This is a genomic window from Hymenobacter endophyticus, from assembly GCF_032464715.1.
In the GTDB taxonomy this organism is placed as follows: domain Bacteria; phylum Bacteroidota; class Bacteroidia; order Cytophagales; family Hymenobacteraceae; genus Hymenobacter; species Hymenobacter endophyticus.
Genome location: NZ_JAWDJT010000008.1, coordinates 236,976 through 255,636, shown reverse-complemented (window position 1 = coordinate 255,636; position 18,661 = coordinate 236,976). Strand labels below are relative to the sequence as shown.

Annotated in this window: 18 protein-coding genes; 12 read left to right on the top strand and 6 right to left on the bottom strand. The window is 60.2% G+C overall.

What is annotated here, in order from left to right:
- Positions 1 to 142: 142 nt before the first annotated feature.
- A complete protein-coding gene (locus ROI90_RS13535; protein ID WP_315998884.1) occupies positions 143 to 2,470 on the top strand; it encodes an endonuclease in 2,328 nt (775 codons plus the stop codon).
- 308 nt (positions 2,471 to 2,778) lie between these two features.
- Here ROI90_RS13535 and ROI90_RS13530 read toward each other — a convergent pair whose 3' ends face one another.
- Both ROI90_RS13530 and ROI90_RS13525 read right to left on the bottom strand, forming a co-directional pair.
- A complete protein-coding gene (locus tag ROI90_RS13530; RefSeq protein WP_315998883.1) occupies positions 2,779 to 3,666 on the bottom strand; it encodes a universal stress protein in 888 nt (295 codons plus the stop codon).
- Positions 3,667 to 3,782: 116 nt separating this feature from the next.
- Complete coding sequence (locus tag ROI90_RS13525; RefSeq protein WP_315998882.1) at positions 3,783 to 4,076, bottom strand: GNAT family N-acetyltransferase; 294 nt, start codon at positions 4,074 to 4,076, stop codon at positions 3,783 to 3,785.
- Between the two features lie 131 nt (positions 4,077 to 4,207).
- Here ROI90_RS13525 and ROI90_RS13520 point away from each other — a divergent pair, with 131 nt between their 5' ends.
- The 7 genes from ROI90_RS13520 to ROI90_RS13490 all read left to right on the top strand — a co-directional run bounded on the left by ROI90_RS13520 (position 4,208) and on the right by ROI90_RS13490 (position 8,656).
- Positions 4,208 to 4,666, top strand: coding sequence for a hypothetical protein (locus ROI90_RS13520; protein ID WP_315998881.1), 459 nt, complete (start codon positions 4,208 to 4,210; stop codon positions 4,664 to 4,666).
- A gap of 48 nt (positions 4,667 to 4,714) precedes the next feature.
- Complete coding sequence (locus tag ROI90_RS13515) at positions 4,715 to 4,996, top strand: hypothetical protein (protein ID WP_315998880.1); 282 nt, start codon at positions 4,715 to 4,717, stop codon at positions 4,994 to 4,996.
- 141 nt (positions 4,997 to 5,137) lie between these two features.
- Entirely contained in the window at positions 5,138 to 5,488 is a 351-nt protein-coding gene (locus ROI90_RS13510) for an ArsR/SmtB family transcription factor (protein WP_315998879.1), read from the top strand.
- 34 nt (positions 5,489 to 5,522) lie between these two features.
- Positions 5,523 to 6,077, top strand: coding sequence for an ArsI/CadI family heavy metal resistance metalloenzyme (locus ROI90_RS13505; protein ID WP_315998878.1), 555 nt, complete (start codon positions 5,523 to 5,525; stop codon positions 6,075 to 6,077).
- Between the two features lie 46 nt (positions 6,078 to 6,123).
- Positions 6,124 to 7,212, top strand: coding sequence for an ACR3 family arsenite efflux transporter (gene arsB / locus ROI90_RS13500; protein ID WP_315998877.1), 1,089 nt, complete (start codon positions 6,124 to 6,126; stop codon positions 7,210 to 7,212).
- 45 nt (positions 7,213 to 7,257) lie between these two features.
- Positions 7,258 to 7,668 (top strand): arsenate reductase ArsC, encoded by a 411-nt coding sequence (locus ROI90_RS13495; protein WP_315998876.1) that lies wholly within the window; start codon positions 7,258 to 7,260, stop codon positions 7,666 to 7,668.
- A gap of 163 nt (positions 7,669 to 7,831) precedes the next feature.
- Positions 7,832 to 8,656 carry a universal stress protein gene (locus ROI90_RS13490; protein ID WP_315998875.1) on the top strand — a complete coding sequence of 275 codons (825 nt, stop codon included), beginning with the start codon at positions 7,832 to 7,834 and terminating at the stop codon, positions 8,654 to 8,656.
- 103 nt (positions 8,657 to 8,759) lie between these two features.
- Here the strand turns inward: ROI90_RS13490 and ROI90_RS13485 are convergent, their stop codons facing one another.
- Positions 8,760 to 9,257: a GNAT family N-acetyltransferase gene (locus tag ROI90_RS13485; RefSeq protein WP_315998874.1), complete on the bottom strand. Its 498-nt coding sequence runs from the start codon at positions 9,255 to 9,257 to the stop codon at positions 8,760 to 8,762.
- A 230-nt stretch (positions 9,258 to 9,487) separates the two neighbouring features.
- Here ROI90_RS13485 and ROI90_RS13480 point away from each other — a divergent pair, with 230 nt between their 5' ends.
- On the top strand, positions 9,488 to 10,522 hold the full coding sequence (locus tag ROI90_RS13480) for a Gfo/Idh/MocA family protein (RefSeq protein ID WP_315998873.1): 1,035 nt from the start codon (positions 9,488 to 9,490) through the stop codon (positions 10,520 to 10,522).
- Between the two features lie 295 nt (positions 10,523 to 10,817).
- Here ROI90_RS13480 and ROI90_RS13475 read toward each other — a convergent pair whose 3' ends face one another.
- Entirely contained in the window at positions 10,818 to 12,944 is a 2,127-nt protein-coding gene (locus ROI90_RS13475; protein ID WP_315998872.1) for a TonB-dependent receptor family protein, read from the bottom strand.
- Between the two features lie 473 nt (positions 12,945 to 13,417).
- On the opposite strand from ROI90_RS13475, the gene ROI90_RS13470 reads away from it, so the two are divergent.
- The 3 genes from ROI90_RS13470 to ROI90_RS13460 are packed head-to-tail and all read left to right on the top strand — an operon-like array spanning position 13,418 to position 16,083.
- On the top strand, positions 13,418 to 14,089 hold the full coding sequence (locus ROI90_RS13470; protein ID WP_315998871.1) for a hypothetical protein: 672 nt from the start codon (positions 13,418 to 13,420) through the stop codon (positions 14,087 to 14,089).
- Between the two features lie 10 nt (positions 14,090 to 14,099).
- Positions 14,100 to 14,798: a hypothetical protein gene (locus ROI90_RS13465; protein ID WP_315998870.1), complete on the top strand. Its 699-nt coding sequence runs from the start codon at positions 14,100 to 14,102 to the stop codon at positions 14,796 to 14,798.
- A 58-nt stretch (positions 14,799 to 14,856) separates the two neighbouring features.
- Positions 14,857 to 16,083 carry a PQQ-dependent sugar dehydrogenase gene (locus ROI90_RS13460; protein WP_315998869.1) on the top strand — a complete coding sequence of 409 codons (1,227 nt, stop codon included), beginning with the start codon at positions 14,857 to 14,859 and terminating at the stop codon, positions 16,081 to 16,083.
- 191 nt (positions 16,084 to 16,274) lie between these two features.
- Here the strand turns inward: ROI90_RS13460 and ROI90_RS13455 are convergent, their stop codons facing one another.
- Both ROI90_RS13455 and ROI90_RS13450 read right to left on the bottom strand, forming a co-directional pair.
- Entirely contained in the window at positions 16,275 to 17,552 is a 1,278-nt protein-coding gene (locus tag ROI90_RS13455; RefSeq protein ID WP_315998868.1) for a cation:dicarboxylate symporter family transporter, read from the bottom strand.
- A 99-nt stretch (positions 17,553 to 17,651) separates the two neighbouring features.
- Entirely contained in the window at positions 17,652 to 18,572 is a 921-nt protein-coding gene (locus tag ROI90_RS13450) for an AEC family transporter (protein ID WP_315998867.1), read from the bottom strand.
- Positions 18,573 to 18,661 lie beyond the last annotated feature (89 nt).

The following is an 18,661-nucleotide window of genomic DNA, read 5'->3' as shown; positions in this document are numbered from 1 at the left end:
GCCACAAGTTCCGTCGGTGTAAGGAGTTCATATTACCTTTCTGTTACGCGAGCCGCCAGGTACTGCCCTGAGGATCTGCGTATCCCAAAAGAATCCGACATTTGTTTTTCTCTTCTTCACACACGCACCTTCCCCCTTGCAGATGAAACACTTTTTCTCCTGGATGCTGGGAGCCACGCTGAGCCTGGGCTCGGTGGCGGCCTCCGCCCAAACCATGCCGGCTGCCCCACCCACCAGCTTGCAGGGCCAAAGCCTGAAAGACTGGCTGCGGCAAAACTGGTACGATGGTAAGCGCGTGGTGTTGAGCTACAACGAGGCCCGCGGCAAGATGTACAACTTCATCGATAACCAGGATGGCCGCGTGGTGTGCGTGTACTCGGGCTACACCGAAACGGTGCGGCTGGACTCCAGCAGCACCAGCACGGGCGTGGTGAACCGCATCAATTGTGAGCATACCGTGCCGCAGTCGTGGTTTAATGAAGTGGTACGCATGCGCTCCGATATTCACCATCTGTTCCCGACTTACGATACCTGGAACTCAGACCGAGGCTCGGACCCGTTTGCGGAAATTCCGGACGCCCAGACCCAGAAGTGGGTGCGCGGCACCTCCAGCCAGAGCACCATCCCGACCAGCAACATTGACGAGTACAGCGAAGATACCAACTCGCAATTTGAGCCCCGGGAAGACCATAAGGGCAACCTGGCCCGCGCTATTTTCTACTTCTACACCATGCACCAGGGCCAGACCTTTGACCCGGGCAAGGACGTAATTACGGCGGCGGCCAACCTGAATACGCTGTATCAGTGGCACCTGGCTGACCCAGTGGATGCGCGGGAAAAGGAGCGAAACCGCCGCACAGCCAAAAGCCAGGGTAACTTCAACCCCTACATTGCCTACCCCGATTTGGTGGCCCGGGCCTGGGGCTTCCAAGTGTTGCCTACTTTCTCGTTTTCGGCCGCTACGGCCAGCATTACGGAGGGCAATACCGGTACCAGCTCCTACACGGCCACTGTTACTGTAACGCCCGCGCCTACCTCAGCCCTCACTGTGCAGGTGGCCCTGGATGCGGCCAACTCCACGGCCACCAGCGGCCAGGATTTCACCTTCACCTCGCCCCAGACGCTGACGTTTGCCGCCGGCCAGACCTCCCAGACCGTGACGGTAACCGTAAATGGTGACACCCAGCCCGAGGCCGACGAAACCGTAGTACTCACGCTGAGCACCCCTTCTGCGGGCGGCGCGGTGGGTGGCCCGTCCTCCCAGGAGCTGACTATTACCAACGACGACGGCGCAGCTCCCACTATCAAGTTTGCTTCGACCAGTGGCAGCATCACGGAGGGCAACGCGGGCACCAGCACCTACACCGTAAACGTAACGCTAAGCGGCAGCGCCCCTACGGCGGCCGTAACTGTTCCGGTAACAGTAAGCACCAGCGGCACCACCGCTACCACGCCCGCCGACTATACCCTGAGTACCGCCTCTCTCACTTTCGTGGCGGGCCAAGCTTCCCAGTCGTTCCCCGTTACGGTTACGGTGGTGGGTGATACGCAGCCGGAGCCCAATGAAACTGTGCGCCTGGTGCTGGGTGCTCCCACTACGGGCGGCGCGGTACTGGGTACGCCCTCGGCCCACGTCCTCACCATCACTAACGATGACCAGGCTCCGGCCGGCTCGCCCTGCACCGATTTGTTCTTCTCCGAATACGTGGAAGGCAGCAGCGCCAGCAACACCAAGGTGGTCGAAATTTACAACCCCTCGCCGGCGCCCATTAACCTGACGGGTATTGAGGTGCGTTTGTTCGCCAACGGCGCTACCTCGCCCACTACCATCCAGGCCCTCACCGGCACCATTGCCCCCGGCGACGTGTACGTAATTGCCAATACCGGCGTGGCCTCGCCAGTAGTAGCGGCCCAAACTGATTTGCAGTCGAGCGTAGGGTTCTTCAATGGCGACGACGCTCTGCTGCTGCTAGACGGCACCGATACGCTGGACATCATTGGGGTAATTGGTCAGCAGCCGACCGGCGGCTGGCAGGTGCCGGGTGGTACTACTACCAATGCTACTCTGGTGCGCAAGGTCACGGTGAATGCTGGCCAGAAGCGCTGGAGCGCCGCCGCAAGTGAGTGGGAGTTTGTGGGTACCGATGTGTTCACGCGCGTGGGCAGCCACACCAGCGGCTGCATTACCACGGGCGCTACCAAAGCGGCTCCGCTCAACTTCGGCATCGAAGTATTCCCGAATCCGGCCGCCAGCAGCGTGCAAGTGCGCCTGCCCGAGCTGCGCGGCCGCCACGAAGCCACCATTAGCCTCTATAATGCCCTGGGCCAGGAAGTGCTGTACCGCACCCAGGCGGTTTCGGCTAATGAGGCTGCGGCAGTTCCCGTGCACACGCTCAGCAATGGCCTGTACACGATACGCGTTACCGTGGACGGTATTCGTTACAGCAGCCGCGTAGCAGTACAGCACTAGTTGTACGATTACTTGCTGCAGTAGCTCCACACCACTACTGGACGCTGAATGCCCCGGTTCCTGCCCAGGAGCCGGGGCATTTTTTGTGGCTACTACTTTCAAGGTACAGGCCGTGGCAGCTAACCGCCCCCGCGTGGCTGGCCATTGTCCCGCCGCAGCTCACCTACCCCTGCTTAACCGCTGCGCTTCGGGCTTTTCCCGGTTGAAGTAGCAGCAATGTAAACGGGCCCGCATTGCAGTGCGGGCCCGTTTGTGGGTGTGGAAGCGGATTCAGTCACGTAGGATGCCGAATAATATATAGTGTGTACTTATTGCTCTGGAGTGGTGAGTACCGGAATGCGGCTGTGTGCAAGTAGGCCAGCCGTTACGCTACGCAAAAAATGCGTCCCCGCGTACATGCGTTGCCGCGTCACGAAAGCCAGCAAATCAGCTTGGTGGCGCGTGGCGGCGTGACGGATGCCTTCCTCCACGGAAGAGTGGCGGGTAGAGGTAACTGTGTGCGCCACGCCTTCCAGCAGGCCTGTTTGCTGTATTCGAGTGGCTACATCACCCGGCTCCGGCGCGGCCGAGGAAGTATACACGTGCAGCCCTACCACCGAGGGTATACTATGATGCAATAACGTGTCCACGTCGCCGGGCAGGTAACCGAGGGCGAGTGGCTGATGTGAGGTAGTAAGTTGAGCCAGCAGACCAGGAATGGTGGCGGCTGCCGCCGGCAGCCGCACAGCGCGCCGGTCGGTGTCCAGCACAATTCGGCGCGGTACCTTGCCGGCCCGATACGTAACCGGCACCACCAGGAGCGGCTGTACCAGCTGCCGCACCAAGTGCAGCGCCGTGCTGGTTTCGGCGTTTTTCATGCTTTTAGCCGGATCAGAATTTCCGACTACCACTATCTGGCCTAAGCCTTTTCCCACCGCTGCCGACAGGTGCCGGGTGGGCTCCGAAGTAAGCAGAGTGGCTGTGCAGGGCGCCCACGCGCTTACTTTTTCCACCTGATCTGCCAGCAACTCCTGCATGCACTCCACTGACCATTGCTGACTCAGTAAACTAAATACAGGAGCTTCGCAGCAGCCAGGCTCGGGGCGTATGTGCCATATCCGTACCGTGCCCCCCACATGGCGGGCCAAAAGGGCAGCGTAGTGCAAGGCGTTGGCCGCTGCCGCCGAGAAATCGGTAAGGACGTGGAAAGTAAGCATAGCACTACCCAAAGCGTACCAACTGGTAGTTAGTACTAGTTCAGGAAAGGTACTGGTTTAGCCCACGCAGAAAATTAAGATACTATTAAAAATCAGGCAGATGCCGCATTTACTGTTCAGCTACCCGAATCGGTACTCCGCAGGTCATGATATTCGGGATGATTCTCCACAAACTCCTGCATGTAGGGGCAGCTAGTTACTACCTGTAGCTTTTGGCTGCGGGCATACGCCAAGCCGGCCCGAGCCAGCTCTTCTGCTACCCCCTGCCCCCGTAGCGGCTTATCAACATAGGTGTGGCTGAAATCGATGAGGTGAGGGGCGGGCAGGCTGTACGCCAGCTCGGCAGAGTGGCCCTCTTTCTCGATGGTAAACTCCTGGTTTTTGGGATGATGAGCAACCTGTGCGGCCATGATGAGCAAGAAATCTGGGGCGGATGAAATACGGCCTTTCGCCATTTACCGGGAGTTTACGTATGAAGCACCAGAAGCGGCCACTCTCCCGGCTGCCCATCTTCTACCTACTCTCCTACCCCCCTTACTGTATGCAAACCACACCCGATAACCTCAACCCCGACAACACCCCCGCCAACCACCCCAATGGCACCCCGCAGTACGGGGATTTCGGCACTGTTTCGTCCGCTGAAGCCCGCCAGCAAGCGGAGGATGAGCACAGCGTGACGCAAGGCGGCCGCGTGGCCCCGCCGGTAGCCTTCCCTGAGCAGCGCGGCAGCACTCCCCAAAACGTTGACCCGGCCGCAGTGCGCCAGGTAGAAGATGCTGAGTACACGGAGCAGCGCGAGGGCTGGGCCGCCGATGACCCACGCTACGCTGGGGGCACCCGCAACTGGGCCACCAATGAGCCCGCCAACCAGACCACTGCCCCTGCGGCTGAGGATGAAAATCATCCCAAAAACCCTAATGTGGGCACCAATGACAACCCTGACGAGTTCAGTGCCCTGCGCCCGGACGAAGGCCGTGGTATTCCCGGTTCGGGTAAGTAGTCGGCCCTTGGCCTTTGTTTTCTCTCCTTATTCTTTCTGACCCCTATTATGGCCGCCGATAAGAAAAACCAGAACCAGGACCCCGCCGCCGCCCTCGACCCCAACTCAGGCGCAAACCTGAGCGAAGAGCAGCGCAAACACCGCGAAGAGTTGTACGGTTACAAGCGCGACGAGGAAGGCACCTTGGATACCTCTGCCCGCCTGGAGCAGGAAACAGTTGGTATACCCACGGACAGTGCCACTACTGGCCCGGACCCTGACAACTCCAGCATGACGGACGAGTTGATGAACCCCGGTTTTAATAATCCCATCGACGATAATAACCGTTAGGCCCAGTTGCTTTTCATAGTTCAAACAGCCATTCTACACGCGTAGAATGGCTGTTTTGTTGTAGCCTGGTGTAGTATTCCGTTGCACTAATAGCTACGTATTCAAGAATGTCGTATGTTTACGTCATACTTCATTATACCTATGACCTACGCCAAGCTTTCCGGATTTACTGAGGAGCAGCAACAGTTGTCCCGTTTGGCCAAAGTCCTGGCGCATCCGGCCAGGGTGGCTATTGTTCAGCTACTGGCCAGCAAAACCACCTGCATATCCGGAGATATTGCGGCCGAGTTGCCGTTGTCCCGCACTACCGTTTCCCAGCATTTACAGGAGCTGAAGGCCCTGGACCTCATCAGGGGCGACATTGATGGCCTGACGGTGTGCTACTGCCTGAATACGGAACTCTGGGCGCAGGCTCAGTCTATGTTTGCGGCCTTTTTTGCGCAAGCTACTACCACCACTGCTTGCGGCCCCGCCGACCCCTGCGGGTGTTGAGTCGACTCTTTTCCACCACTTTACTTTTTCTGTCATGAGCACTTTTCCCCGCATGCACGTGTCGCTGTACGTTTCGGATCTGGCGGCTACCGTGAACTTCTACACGGCATTTTTCGGGCAGCCTGCCGCTAAAATTAAGCCGGGCTATGCCAAATACGTGTTGGATGAACCGTCTCTGATTATCTCCTTCGTGCAAAACCCGGAGCGGGTACACAGCAACTTTGGACACCTGGGTTTTCAGGTAGAAACGCTGATGCAGCTGCAAGCCCGCCTGGCGGCCGCTCAACGGGCGGGCCTGGTACAGCGCCAGGAAATGGGGACCAGCTGCTGCTATGCCAAGCAGGATAAATTCTGGGTAACCGACCCCGATGGTACGGAGTGGGAAGTATACTATTTCCACGAGGATGCCGAATTCAACGACCCACGCTACCAGCAGGAGTACGACCAAGCCGCTGACAGCAGCCAGTGCTGTATTGCCCCGGCCGTAGCAACTAAAGCAGTACCCACTATGGCGCCTATGGCTTTCACGCTCATTGATACGGGCGCGGCGGCTGGCTCGGCCTGCACACCGGGCGGAGGCTGCTGCTAGTTGCCCACGTGCGTTCTTCCAGAATAGAGTAGCCTCTTTTTGCCTAATGACTTCTCCTGCAAACCACTCATCCTCAGCGCCACCTGTAGCTACCAGGGCCCACAAGAAGCTCTCCAGTCTTGACCGGGGGCTGACCATCTGGATACTGCTGGCAATGCTGCTGGGCGTGGCGCTGGGATACTGGGTGCCCGGCATGGAGGGGGCGGTCAACTACTTTTCGGTGGGCACCGTGAATGTGCCGCTGGCCTTGGGCCTGATCCTGATGATGTACCCGCCCCTGGCGAAAGTCAACTATGCGCAGCTGCCGCAGGTGTTCCGCAACGTCCGCATCGTGGGGCTGTCGTTGGTGCTGAACTGGATAATTGGGCCGCTGCTGATGTTTTTGCTGGCCGTGTGGCTCCTGCCCGACAAACCGGAATACATGGTGGGTCTGATTTTGATTGGTATTGCCCGTTGCATTGCTATGGTGCTGGTGTGGAATGACTTGGCCGATGGCAGCCGGGAGTACGCGGCTGGGTTGGTGGCGCTCAACGCCTTGTTTCAGGTGCTGTTTTATCCGGTGCTGGCGTGGCTGTTTATAACTGTGCTACCGCCCTATTTTGGGCTGCCGGGCACAGCCGTGGCCATCGGCATCGGGGATATTACTCAGAGCGTACTGGTGTACTTGGGTATTCCCTTGGCCGCCGGGTTCCTTTCCCGCTACATTCTGCGGCGTCTCAAAGGCGCAACCTGGTACGATACGGTGTTTATTCCGGCCATCAGCCCTGTTACCCTGGTTGCCCTGCTGCTCACTATTGTGGTTATGTTCAGCCTCAAAGGGCAAACTATTGTGCGCCTGCCGCTGGATGTATTGCGGGTGGCCGTGCCGCTGGCTATTTATTTCGGGGTGATGTTCGTGGTCAGCTTTGCGGCGGGCAAGTGGCTGGGCGCCAGTTACGCGGAGAACACCAGTATTGCCTTCACGGCCACGGGCAACAATTTCGAGCTGGCTATTGCCGTAGCCATCGGGGTGTTTGGCCTTAGCTCGGGGCAGGCGTTTGCGGGCGTCATTGGCCCCCTCATCGAAGTGCCCGCCCTGATTGCCCTGGTAAACCTAGCCTTCTGGTTTCGGCGGCGCTGGTATCCGGCTTCCTGAGTGCTTACTTTCTCCTTAACACACTCCCCATACTTTCACTACCACATGAACATTCTGGTTTTGTGTACCGGCAACTCCTGCCGCAGCCAGATGCTGCACGGCTACCTCCAACAGTTTCTGCCCAAGGCGCGGGTATACTCGGCCGGGGTGGAAACGCACGGCCTGAACCCACGGGCGGTCCAGGTTATGGCCGAGGATGGGGTAGATATCAGCCGGCACACCTCCAACCTGGCCACTGAGTATGCGGCCGTCCCGTTCGATTACGTGCTGACGGTGTGCGACCATGCCCGTGAAACCTGCCCCATTTTGCCCGGCGCAGCCACCGCCCAGCGGTTGCACCACAGTTTCCCGGACCCGGCTCAGGCCACTGGCTCAGAGCAAGAGGTAATAACGGCCTTTCGAGAAACGCGCAGCCAGATCAAGACTTACGCTCAGGAATTTGCACGGACCCGGTAGTCAGTAACGTGTAGCCATTCGGTTCGACCTGTTGAGTTGCAAGGCCAAAGTTGAGGGGGAAGTAGCGGGCTTTCTTGGGCCGGCATGCAGCATAGTAGCGCTTTTCCCGTATACTTCTACCCTGCATTCCTTCTCCACCCCTACTCCCAATCTGCTCTGCGCCATGGCTGCTCCTTTCCTCGTCCTGACTGACTTTACCCCCGCCGCCGACCAAGCCCTGCAGTACGCGGCGGCCCTGGCGGCCCCGCTTCAGGCTCCGCTGATTCTGCTCCACATCCGCCGCGAAACCCTGTTGGACCCTGATGCTTTTAACGGCAGCATCCGACACATGAGCGAGGGAGAAGTGGCCGCAGCCCTGCAAAGCCGGGTAGCCTCGGTAGCGAGTTTGCCCGTCACGGTGGAGTCAGCCGTGGAAGGAGTGGAAACGGCCGTATCTGAGGCAGTAGGCCGCCACTCTCCCAGCCTGGTAATACTGGGTAAACCCGATACCGAAACTACCCCCGACGAACTGGTTAGCAGCACTTCGCTGAAACTGCTACGCGCTACCCGCACCCCGCTGCTGGTGGTGCCCGTGGGCGCGGCAGCAGCGGTGCCACCGCACGCTATTACTATTGCTGCCGACAACAGCCCCATTAGCCTCAAAACGCAGTCGGAAGGAATGCGGGAACTACTGGCCTATCTGAAGCCCCGGCTCACCGTGGCGCACGTGGCCGAACCCGAAAACAGTGACACCTGCACTGTGGCCCTTGATGCGGTAGCCGCCAGTGGGCTGATTGCGGGAGTAGAATCCCGAATTCATTGCCACGGAGTGCGACACCGCCGCGTACCGGAAGGCATTTTGCAGGCTGCGCAGGAAACCCACGCCGATTTGCTGGTACTGGTGGCGCGTCGCCGCAGCTTCCTGGGCCAGTTGTTCAACCGCAGCGTTACCTCACAGGTTGTGCTGCACGGCCGCCTGCCCATGCTCCTGCTACCCGCGTTGGACTAAATGGTGAAATTGTGAAGTGGTGAAATGGTGAGTTTGACGTTCTGCCTGCGCCACCTGCGCGGATTGAACGACAAACTCACCATTTCACTATTTCACCATTTCACTACATCACCGTGCTACGGCGCTCCAGCAGGCAGACGTCGCGCCACTGGCCGTGGAGCTGGCCCAGCTTTTCGCGGGTGCCGACGAGGCGAAAACCGGCCTGTTCGTGCAGGCGCAGGCTGGGCGCGTTTTCCCGGATGATACCGGCCTGCAGCGTCCAGATGCCGTGCTGTTCTGACTGCCGCACCAGTTCCCGCAGCAGGAGAAGACCTACGCCGCGCCCCCAGAATTCCTCTCCTACGTACACACTCACCTCCGCCACCCCGCTATACACGCACCGCCCCGAAACCGGAGTGAGGGCGGCCCAGCCAACTGTTTCGCCCGCTGCTGTGCGCGCTACCAGCCGGCTATGTGTCAGGTGAGCTGCGTCCCAACTTTCCCAGGTTGGTATGTCGGTGGCGAAAGTAGCCTGGCCGGTGGCAATGCCGGCGGCATAAATGGCGGCCACGGCCGGATAGTGCGCCGCCAATAGTGGTGTGAGTGAAACAGCTTCGGCCATAGAAGATGGGGGAATCGTTGCAGCGGCTAAGGTAGAAGAATCGGGCATTTAGTAACAGCCGGCCCATTACGGCCGTTCAGCCAGGTTCACAGCATGACACCTTTTGCATGGATCCGACCTCTTCACCTGATTCGCGGCGGCGTTTTTTGCGCCAGGCCGGCTTGAGCGCCGCACTGGCAGCCGTAGCCGGTCCGGCCGCTGCCCTACCCTTCTCCGAACCTCTTTCCGCTATGCAAAACGACAATCAGAAAAAACTGGGCTTTGCCATTGTGGGCCTTGGCAAATTTGCGCAGGAGCAGATGATGCCCGCCTTCAAAGACTGTAAACACGCCCGCATCACGGCCCTGGTGAGCGGCTCACCGGACAAGGCCAAAAAGTTGGCCACCGAGTACGGCGTGGACACCAAAAACATTTACAGCTACGATAATTTTGACTCCATCAAGGACAATCCGGCAGTTGATGTGGTGTACATCGTGCTGCCCGTGGGCATGCACGCCGAATACACCGTGCGGGCGGCCAAGGCCGGTAAGCATGTGCTTACCGAAAAGCCTATGGCCAATACACCCGAGGACTGCCAGAAGATGATTGATGCCTGCAAGAAGGCCAACGTAAAGCTGATGGTGGCTTACCGCGCCCAGTACGAGCCGTTCAACCTCGAGGCCATTGCCCGCATCCGCAAGGGCGAGCTAGGCAAGGTGATGCAGATAACTGCTGACCACGGCCGCATCGTGGACCCTACCGGCGACAAAGCCGATACCTGGCGGGTACAGAAAAAGCTGGCCGGCGGCGGCTCCCTGATGGATCTGGGCATTTACTCGCTCAACGCTACCCGCTACCTCACCGGCGAGGAACCCGTGGAAGTAACTGCCTTGGAGATGAGCGACAAAGCCGACCCGCGCTTCAAGGAAGTAGAAGACCGGATTCACTTCACGCTGCGCTTCCCCAGTGGGATTCTGGCCACTTGCACCAGTTCCTATAGCACCGAAGGCGTAAAACGCTACCGCGTATTCGGCGACAAAGCCTGGCTTGACCTCGACCCCGCCACCGATTATTACGAGCACAAAATGGTCATCGGTGACAAGGATGGCCAGCAACAACCCAAGATCAAGGAAGGCAACCAGTTCGCCGCCGAGCTGGACCACATGGCCGAGTGCGTGCTGCAAAACAAAACGCCCAAAACACCCGGCGAGGAAGGTCTGAAAGATGTGCGCCTCATCATGGCCATTTACGAAGCTGCCCGCACCGGCAAGAAGGTGAAGGTGTAAAATGAAGTAAAAGGTGTAGAGTAAAAAGTCAAAGCCCCCGCCCGTCATTGTGAGCAGCGCGAAGTAGTCCGTCCTTCTCGCAGCCTACAACTTTGACCTATTTAAAAGCCCCTGACGCCAGCACGGACGTCAGGGGCTTTGCGCTTTAGGCAGGACGGATTGCTTCGACACTGGCTTGATGCACGGCATGCTCGCAATGACAGGGCCGGGATTTGTGCTCTTTAGGGCTTTGCGCTCTGGGAAAGGCCGGACTGCTTCGCTCCGCTCGCAATGACGAGGCCGGGGCTTTGACTTTTTACTTTTTCTCTTTTCCCTGCCGCAGGCTTACGCCCGCGTACCAGTTGCGGGCGGGGGCGGGCTGGAAGTAGCGGCCTCCGAAGGCGTTGAGGTCGTTGCCCAGGGAGTAGCGGCGGTCCGTGAGGTTTTCGGCCCCGCCGAATACGTCCACGGTGAAGCCGCCGAAGCTGCGGCGCCAGCCGCCGCGCGAGCCGAACGTCCAGTAGCCAGGCGCGGCCTCGGTGTTGGCGTCGTTGAGGTATATGCGGGCCTGGTGGTTGACGGTGGGGCTCAGATAGAAGCCCAGCGGGGCCACCAGATCGAGGCCGGCGGTGAGGGTGTGGGGGGCGGTGCCGGTGAGACGGTTGCCGCTGAAATCCTGCCCGCCGCTTTCGTAGCTTCCGAAACGGTAGTGGTTATAGGCGTAGCTCACGAAAGCGCGGAGGCCCGTAGGTGACACGTCATTCTCGGCGCTTACCGCTTGTGGCTGGAGGCTTGTAGCTCCACCCCGCCACAGCCAGCCACTCAACGCCACCTCCACCCCACGCTGGCGGGTGTTGCCGGCGTTGGCGAAGAGTTGGGTGCCCAGGTCGGTGGTGCGGGTGGTGATGGTCTGACGTTGGCGCTGGTCGTAGAGGGCCACGTCGTAGCGCAGGCGCTGCCGGAGCAGGGTGCCGCGCGCACCTACTTCGTAGCTGGTGCCGCGCTCGGCTTGTAGGGCGCGGTTGATGGAGCCATCAGAAGGCCGGATTTCTTCCTCGGTGGGTGGTGAGAAGCCGGTGCTTACGCTGCCGTACACCGCCAGGGCCGGGCCAAACTCGCGCAGCACTGCCACCCTCGGCGACACCTCGGGACGGAAGTTGCGTTCCAGCGTGGAGCCCGTGGGGTTGGTAGCGGCATCGGAAAGGCGGCTGATGCGGTAGCGGAGGCGGTTGTAGCTGGCCCCGGCCGTGAGCAGCAGCCCGGCCGGCAGCTCGTAATCGGCCTGGGCGAAGGCAAAGCCGGTGAGGGTCCGGATTTCATCGTCGTAGCGCAACGCGCCGGGCTGGCCGGCGCGGTTCTGGTAGTTGCGGGAGCTTTCGAAGCCGGTCTGAGCCTCGGCCCCCGCCTGCAGGCGCAGGGTGCGGCCGGCCAGGGCCGTGCGGTAGTTGGCCACCGTGCGCCCACCCCCGCCCAGTAGCGTATTGCGCTCAAAGTCTATCAGGTAGGGCGTATTGATGCGGCTGCCGCTCAGGTAGAGCGTGGTGCGCAGGCTCAGCAGGTCGGTGAGGCGGGCTTCGTGGGTGGCACCGAGCAAAGCGGTGCGGGAGGCGTAGTAGGTACGCTGCTGCACGGTACCGGGCGCGGTGGCCGTACCGGGGCGGGCCTGGCGCGGGTCGGTGAGGAACTGGGCGCGGGTGAGGCCGCCGGGCAGCTGGTAGTTGATATCCGAGTACAGCGCGTGCAGGCCCACATTCTGCTTTTCGGTGAGCTGCCACTCCCCATCGAGGGCCAGCACGTCGCGGCGCAGGGCACTTTGCTGGCGGTAGCCGTCGAGGCTCTGGCGGGCGTAAGTGGCGCGCAGGTAGCCGGTGGCCGAGCCGGTTTCCACACTCGCCACGTAGCGCCGCAGCCCGTAGCTACCCGCCGTGAACCCCACCTGGGCGGCGCTGGTGCCGGGCGCGGGGCGCCGGCCGCTCAGCAGCACGGCCCCGCCGGTACCGGCTCCGTACACGCTGGCAGCGGGGCCCTTCACCACTTCCAGCCCGCCCAGCAGCGCGGGGTCGAGCAGGTTGAGGGGGGTGCTGCCACTGGCCTCGGTGAATGGGATACCCTGGTAGTAGACCTTGGTGTTGCGCACCCCGAATGGGGAGCGGAGCGTGCTGCCCCGCACGCTGAGGCGGTAGCTGCCGCTGGCCCGCTCCTCCAGCCGCACGCCGGGCAGCGTATTCACGGCCTGGGTGAGGGCGTTCTGCGGAAACCGCTCAAAGTCGCGGGCCGCGAGGGTGCCCACGGCGGCGGCAGTATGGCGCAGCGGCAGCTGCTGGCCGTAGCCCGTGACGGTGGCTTCGGGCAGGGTTACGGCGCGGGTAGTATCGGGCGGCGTGGTTTGGGCAAGCAGCGGGGCGGGCAGCAACAGCAGCGGCACGGCGTAGCGGTAGGGCATTCTGGTAGTAGAGCTGAGAAGGCAGAAGTGAGAACCGAGACGCGGTGAGGCGCTGGTCTGGGCTTGCTAACCCCCAATCGGCCCGCAGGGTTGGCTAGTGGCGGCTTTTAGGCTGAAATACCGCGTTCCGGTCCGGCAGTTGGAAGCCGTCGGGCCGGTTGTCGGGTGCTGAAGTTGTTACGAAAACGTTCGGGCGTCAGCTGACGGCAACCGGCCCGACAGCTTCCAGCTGCCGGACCGGAACAACGCGCGGCGAGTCAGCGCAAAGCTACGGTGACACAGCGGACGGTTGCGGCGGGAAGGCGGAAACTTGTGGCGGGGCAGCGAACGACTGCGGCGAGGCAGCGGGGAGTCGAGGTAAGACAGCGTAGACTTGGGGCATAGCAGCGGACAGTTGCGGCGACACAGCGGAAGGTTGCGGCGAGGCAGCGGCAGATTCTGTATATTTTCCCCTCGCCTACTTGCTTACCGCTATGCCCGCTGCCCTGTACCTCCCCCGCCGTCACCGCCGCCACTTGTTGTTTCCGCCGGGTTTGCTGGCCTTAGCGGGGCTACTGTGGCTGGTGTGTGTGGCGGTACCTAGAATAGTAGGGCCTACCCAATACGTGAAGGAGGTAGCCTTTCCTGCCCTTCATGTACCTGCCAATTCATTTGGCGGATTCCCGACACCACAACAAATTGAAAACTTCGGCCCATGGAAAAGCATTGCTTTATCGGGCAACCCGTGGACCGACTATTTCGACTTGAAAATAATTGAAAACGCTAGTCTTTTGCTCGCTGAAGAACAATCAGAGCATCGGGCGCTGCGTGTATATTTTAATGAATCTACTTCCTACAATACATTTATCGAGTTGTGGGACATGTGTAGCCGATTAGGCATCAAGCGGTATTGGATAGACTGGCGCAAGCAGCCTTTCAGCTTTAACTTACTAGGTAATATTCCTCCCGACCCCAACTATCCTTCATTTGTATGTGGCACATCAAGTCAATATTTAATGCCAGTAAAATCATTCAGTGAACTAGCAGAAGAATGGTTTAAGGATGTAACTGCCATTGACTGGCGCAACACCTGGCTACTACTGCTGCTCATCACCGCCCTATCCACCCGGAAACTGACGCGCCTACGGGTTGCTTCCCGCTACTAACCTTACCGCTATGCCCGCTGCCCTGTACCTCCCCCGCCGTCACCGCCGCCACTTGTTGTTTCCGCCGGGCTTGCTGGCGTTGGCGGGGCTACTGTGGCTGGGGTGTGTGGCGGTGCCAAGGATGCAAGGAACTACAATACACTCTGTTATCGAATGTGCTGTTATAACAGAATATGATACCTCAACAGCCATTGCTCAGGATTTTTCAGAAAAATGGTGTACAGCTGAGAGCAAATTATTTTCAACTAATCGTTTTTCAAACAGTAAATCCATCGTTTTAACAGGCTATAAATTATCTGACTTCTTTGCTTTACAGACAATTTATAGCACTATAAATCACATGTACAGCAAACCTAATATCAGCCAGAAACTACAAATTTCATTTACCTTAAATGCTCGGTACGAAAATCTTATTCGAGTAATTGATTGGTGTAATACGCACAATCTCAATAAGCACTGGATTTCTCTACGACACACCCCAACTACGCTATACGTAATTAGCGAAAGTGCATACTCAGGACCGCAACCCCCTGAATTACAACCAGCATTCTGCGGAACAAACGATTACCATGCTTCGCAGAACCTAGCTACTACAGACGTACTTCATCACCTGATTTCAAACTGGCGCAACACTACGCTCCTGCTGTTGTTCCTCACCGCCCTGTCTGCCTGGAAACTACGGCGGCAGTGGCGGGCGGTGGCAAGCTAAACCGTAACCCCGGGCGGAAAAACGCAGTTAAGCCCAGCGCAACCTATTCACCTGCGCTATGCTTCCGAAACTGACGATACCCCTGGCCGCCGCGTTGCTGGCCGGCTTCACGGCCCCGGCCCAGAACGTGCCCCCGGCCGCCACCCCGTTCCAGATGACGGGCAACATCTACCTGCCCAACAAGCTGCCCGCTACGCCCGAGCGGGTAGCCAGTCTGCAAGTACCCGCCGGCTTCACCATCAGTAAATACGCCGAGGGCCTCGATATGCCCCGCATGCTGGCCGTGGCCCCCAACGGCGACGCCTACGTGAGCAACCGCGTGAAAGGCACCGTTACGCTGCTGCGCGACGCCAACAAGGACGGCAAAGTGGAAACCACGCAGCAGGTAGCCCAGAAGCCCCATTTGCACGGCCTGGCCCTCAAAGATGGGAAACTCTACATAGCCGCCATCCGGGAAGTGTACGTGGCCGATGTGAAGGCCGACGGCACGCTGGGCGAGCTGAAAACCCTGTACAAAGACCTGCCCGACGCCGGCCAGCACGCCAACCGCACCCTGCAATTCGGGCCCGATGGGCTGCTTTACCTCTCAGTGGGCAGCACCTGCAACGCCTGCGACGAGGACAACCCCGAAAGCGCCACCCTGCTCCAGCTGAAACCCGATGGCTCGGGCCGACGCGTGTACGCCCAGGGCCTGCGCAACACCATCGGCTTCGACTGGCACCCGGTTACCAAACAGCTCTTCGGCCTCGACCACGGCATCGACTGGCTGGGCGACGAGGACCAGATGGAGGAGTTCAACCAGATTAAGGACGGCGGCCACTACGGCTGGCCCTCCATCATTGCCGACGGCAAGCACTACCCCGCCAACAAGCCCAAATCGGGAGAAACCTACGAGGAGTTTGACGCTCGCACGGTACGGCCCTTGCTCACCTATAAGGCCCATTCGGCGCCCCTGGGCATGGTATTCTACCGGGGGCAGCAGTTTCCGCAGGCGTTTCGGCAGGATGCTTTCGTGACGATGCACGGCTCCTGGAACCGCGCCCAGCCCTCGGGCTACAAAATCGTGCGGGTGCACTTCAACGAGCAGGGCCAGCCCCAGCAGTTCGAGGACTTCATCACGGGCTGGCTGGTGGAAAACGACAAGTCGGAATTCGGCCGCCCCTGCAGCATCATTGAGGCCCCCGATGGCGCTTTGCTGGTTTCCGACGATGACAACGGCGTGATTTACCGCGTGGCCTACGGCACGCCGGGCAAGGACGGCAAGAAGGCGAAGAAGCGCAGCTAAGAGTTACCATCTACAAAAAGGCCCTGTTCCAACAGCTGGAGCAGGGCCTTTTTAATGAAGCGTAACCTGTTTAGCGGAACAGCCCCAGCCCGTCGGGCCGGTCAAAGCGTGCTGACACCCGCCCGGCGACGGAACAACATCAGCGTACGGCAACCGGCCTGACGGGCTGCGCCTTCCGGACCGGAACCGGACTATTTGTGCGGGTGTAGGTGCTCAGCGGGAGCCGGCACTGGAACCGATACAGGCGCTTCCGTTTCCAGAGGTTCTTCGCCGTTAAGCGTGCGGGTGAGTTGGGCATGGTCGAGGGCGCCTTCGTTGTGGGAGAGGAAGATGGTAGCCACGCCGTTGCCCACGAAATTAGTCAGGGAGCGGGCTTCGCTCATAAACCGATCCACGCCCAGCAGCAGGGCCAGCCCTTCCACCGGAATAACCTTTATGGCCGTGAGCGTGCTGGCCAGCACCACAAACCCTGAACCGGTTACGCCGGCCGCGCCCTTGCTGGTTACCATCAGAATCCCCACAATAGTCAGCATCTGGGCCCCGGTCAGCTCCACATTAAACACCTGGGCCAGGAAGATGGTAGCCAATGAAAGGTAGATGGTAGTCCCATCAAGGTTGAAGGAGTAGCCGGCCGGCACCACCAGCCCCACCACGGGCTTGGCGCAGCCCAGGCGCTCCAGCTTCTCCATCAGTCCCGGCAGGCCTGCTTCCGACGACGACGTACCCAGCACAATGAGCAGCTCGGCCTTGATGTAGCTCAGAAACGCCAGGATACTTACCCGGCAATAGCGCAGAATGGCCCCCAGCACCAGAAACACAAACAAGCCGCAGGTGATGTACACCGTGGCCAGCAGCTTGGCCAGCGGCAGCAGCGTGGCAATGCCATACTTGCCGATAGTGTAGGCCATGCCCCCAAACGCCCCGATGGGCGCGAATATCATCACCAGATGTAGGCCCCGAAACACGTACTTCGAGGCCCAGCTGAGACGGTCGATGATGGGCTGGCGGCCGGCGTAGCGGCTCAGCACCATGCCCAGCACAATGGACACCAGCAGCACCTGCAGCGTGAAGTTGTCGGCCAGGAAATGCAGCCAGCTGAACTCCCCGGCCCGCTGGGTGAACTCGCCCACCGCCTGCCCGTTGAGCTGGCCGGTGCTCACCCCGTCGCCGGGCCGGATGAGGTAGGCCACGCCCACCCCAATAACCAGCGCCAGCGTGGTTACTACCTCGAAGTACAGCAGCGCCTTGCCCCCAATGCGGCCCACCTTTTTCAGGTCGCCCATGCTGCTGATGCCCAGCACGATAGTGAGAAAGATGATGGGGTTGATAAAGAGCTTGACGACGCTGATAAAGCCTTTGCCCAGCACATCCATGCGTACGGCGGTGGCCGGGGCGAAGTGGCCCAGCAGTGCCCCGGCCACAATGGCCGTCAGCACCCAGAACGTCAGATTGGAAACCAGTTTTTTCATGGGGAAGTCGGGGAAAACCCGGCGGCAAATGGAGCCGAGAACAGGAGTGGCGAGGTAGAGTGTACCCCGCAGCGCCAAAAAAAGTGTCAAAAAAGGAGTTTACGGCAACCCAGCGGCTCCCAGCCCCCAGGCCAGCAGCGCCAGCCAGGGCAACGACAGCGGAATGCCCAGGCCCACCATCTGCGCGGCCAGCGGCGGATTAAGGCCGTAGCGCTCCGCCACCACGGCGGCCGTGTTCATAGGCCCGATGGCCGCGCCCAGCACGCACAAATCTACTACCCGGCCAGGTTGCGCGCCTAAGCCGTGATAGAGGCCGAAGATGAGCAGAGGTGCCAGCAGCAGCTTGTAGGTGAGGCCCAGCCCCAGAGCCCGGCGCTGAGCCTGGGGCACCTTCAGGTTCATTTGCAGCCCCACCGAAAGCAGGGCCACCACCGAAAACGGAGCACTGAGTTTTTCCAGTACCCCGCGCACCAGCTCCGGGTGCCGGTAGCCGGCGGCATTAGCCCCCAGCGCCAGCACAAAGGCCACGAAGGGCGGAAAGCGCAGCACCGTACCGGCCATCATCCGCCAGGAGGGCTCCGCCGACCCGTACCACGCGGCCACGCCCACGCCCAGCGTCACGCCAATCAGAAACGAGCCCGCCTGGCTCATCATAATACCCAACTCTAGCCCCTCCGGCCCGTACAGCAGCTCAAAAATGGGGAAGCCTACGAAGGATGTGCTGCTGATGCCGGCCGTGATGATTAGCGCGCCCACCGTGCCCCGGCTCAGCCCCAGCCGCGGCCCCAGCGTGCCAAACAGCAGCCCACTCACCCCGAAAATCAGCCAGGGCGCCAGCACCGGCAGCAGAAAGTGCCGGTCGAGGTGGGCGTCGGCGAGGTGCAGGAACGTGAGGGCGGGCATGAACACCAGCACCAGCAGTTGGTTGAGCACCCCGGCCGTACCCGCGGGCACGGCCTGCCGCCAGCGCAGCCAGGCACCCAGTACCAGGCACACGAGCAGCAGCAGCAGGTTGGTCATGCAGGGAAGGTAAAAGAGAAAACGTGAAGGGGCCGCCAGACTGGCCGGATAGCAGGTTGAACTCGTTGCAGCTATAAAGCCAAGTCTGC

Bases quoted from the DNA above. Each gene is read 5' to 3' on its own strand.
- ROI90_RS13535 (WP_315998884.1), top strand. From the start codon at position 143: ATGAAACACTTTTTCTCCTGGATGCTGGGAGCCACGCTGAGCCTGGGC.
- ROI90_RS13530 (WP_315998883.1), bottom strand. From the start codon at position 3,666: ATGCTTACTTTCCACGTCCTTACCGATTTCTCGGCGGCAGCGGCCAAC.
- ROI90_RS13525 (WP_315998882.1), bottom strand. From the start codon at position 4,076: ATGGCCGCACAGGTTGCTCATCATCCCAAAAACCAGGAGTTTACCATC.
- ROI90_RS13520 (WP_315998881.1), top strand. From the start codon at position 4,208: ATGCAAACCACACCCGATAACCTCAACCCCGACAACACCCCCGCCAAC.
- ROI90_RS13515 (WP_315998880.1), top strand. From the start codon at position 4,715: ATGGCCGCCGATAAGAAAAACCAGAACCAGGACCCCGCCGCCGCCCTC.
- ROI90_RS13510 (WP_315998879.1), top strand. From the start codon at position 5,138: ATGACCTACGCCAAGCTTTCCGGATTTACTGAGGAGCAGCAACAGTTG.
- ROI90_RS13505 (WP_315998878.1), top strand. From the start codon at position 5,523: ATGAGCACTTTTCCCCGCATGCACGTGTCGCTGTACGTTTCGGATCTG.
- arsB (WP_315998877.1), top strand. From the start codon at position 6,124: ATGACTTCTCCTGCAAACCACTCATCCTCAGCGCCACCTGTAGCTACC.
- ROI90_RS13495 (WP_315998876.1), top strand. From the start codon at position 7,258: ATGAACATTCTGGTTTTGTGTACCGGCAACTCCTGCCGCAGCCAGATG.
- ROI90_RS13490 (WP_315998875.1), top strand. From the start codon at position 7,832: ATGGCTGCTCCTTTCCTCGTCCTGACTGACTTTACCCCCGCCGCCGAC.
- ROI90_RS13485 (WP_315998874.1), bottom strand. From the start codon at position 9,257: ATGGCCGAAGCTGTTTCACTCACACCACTATTGGCGGCGCACTATCCG.
- ROI90_RS13480 (WP_315998873.1), top strand. From the start codon at position 9,488: ATGCAAAACGACAATCAGAAAAAACTGGGCTTTGCCATTGTGGGCCTT.
- ROI90_RS13475 (WP_315998872.1), bottom strand. From the start codon at position 12,944: ATGCCCTACCGCTACGCCGTGCCGCTGCTGTTGCTGCCCGCCCCGCTG.
- ROI90_RS13470 (WP_315998871.1), top strand. From the start codon at position 13,418: ATGCCCGCTGCCCTGTACCTCCCCCGCCGTCACCGCCGCCACTTGTTG.
- ROI90_RS13465 (WP_315998870.1), top strand. From the start codon at position 14,100: ATGCCCGCTGCCCTGTACCTCCCCCGCCGTCACCGCCGCCACTTGTTG.
- ROI90_RS13460 (WP_315998869.1), top strand. From the start codon at position 14,857: ATGCTTCCGAAACTGACGATACCCCTGGCCGCCGCGTTGCTGGCCGGC.
- ROI90_RS13455 (WP_315998868.1), bottom strand. From the start codon at position 17,552: ATGAAAAAACTGGTTTCCAATCTGACGTTCTGGGTGCTGACGGCCATT.
- ROI90_RS13450 (WP_315998867.1), bottom strand. From the start codon at position 18,572: ATGACCAACCTGCTGCTGCTGCTCGTGTGCCTGGTACTGGGTGCCTGG.